This window comes from Sutterella parvirubra YIT 11816 (assembly GCF_000250875.1).
Lineage (GTDB): Bacteria > Pseudomonadota > Gammaproteobacteria > Burkholderiales > Burkholderiaceae_F > Sutterella > Sutterella parvirubra.
In genome coordinates this window covers 1-572 of the sequence record NZ_JH604984.1, presented here as the reverse complement: position 1 = coordinate 572, position 572 = coordinate 1, and the positions used below count along the sequence as shown (strand labels likewise).

The 572-nt window shown below is 64.7% G+C and carries 1 protein-coding gene; it reads right to left on the bottom strand.

All coding sequences use genetic code 11. The features are described from left to right. The coding region (locus HMPREF9440_RS11475) for an amidohydrolase family protein (protein ID WP_172634295.1) at window positions 1-435 on the bottom strand (435 nt) is incomplete at its 3' end. Between the last annotated feature and the right edge of the window lie 137 nt (window positions 436-572).

Below are 572 nucleotides of genomic sequence, written 5' to 3'. Positions count from 1 at the left end.
CGCCGCGTCGTTCACGACGAGCCGGTGGCAGTCTGAGCGGCGCACCATGACGGGGCGGGTCGCGGAGACGCGGTTCAAGTCCTCCCGCGTGGGCGTCCTGTGTTCCGCCAAAAGGCTCTCGTCGTAGCCCCAGCCGAGGATCCAACCCTCGGGGTGCGTGGCCGCGTGTTCGCGCAGCCGCTCGATGAGCGACTCGATCGAATCCACCAGGGGCGGCGTCGCCGCGAGGGCGTCCAACGTCTCCGCCACGATCGAGGGGTGCGTATGGAGATCCATGAAGGCCGGGCGGATCACCGCACCGTTCAAGTCCACCACCCGGTCCCAATGGGCGTCGGAGTCGGGATCGGCGAAGCGGTCGCCGTCGACGGCGAAGCGGTCGAGTGCGGGACTGCCGACGTCATCAGGCAGGCGGGCGTGGGTGTAGAGCGTGCGCATGGGGGCGTTTGTCCGGAAAAGGTGCAACAAATTGGTCGGGCCTGTAAGGCTTGGCCGCAGTCCGTCCGAGTGTAGACGCACCTTATATAGAATGGCCTCAGGCACTTGCCTTAGGAACAGTAAAGAAATAAAATTTA